Origin of the sequence: Clostridium sp. C2-6-12, assembly GCF_009928485.1 — a bacterium.
GTDB lineage: Bacteria > Bacillota > Clostridia > Clostridiales > Clostridiaceae > Clostridium.
In genome coordinates, this window is sequence record NZ_JAABNP010000121.1 from 1 (window position 1) to 206 (window position 206).

The 206-nt window shown below is 34.0% G+C and carries 1 pseudogene; it reads left to right on the forward strand.

What is annotated here, in order from left to right:
* A pseudogene (locus GXK56_RS27640) lies at positions 1–206 on the forward strand (IS6 family transposase); the annotation flags it as partial.

Below are 206 nucleotides of genomic sequence, written 5' to 3' on the forward strand. Positions count from 1 at the left end.
ACTCAGCTTATACATTAATTAATAGCGCAAAAGCTTGTGGCGAACCAACTTATTTTATAACCGATAGACTTCCTTCATATAATGAAGCTGTCGCGACGGCATTGCCAAATACCGAACACGTACCTGTAGAACCTATGTCTAGTGATACCAATAACAATCTAATAGAATCATTTAATAAAACATTTAAAGCTTGGTATAAATCTAAA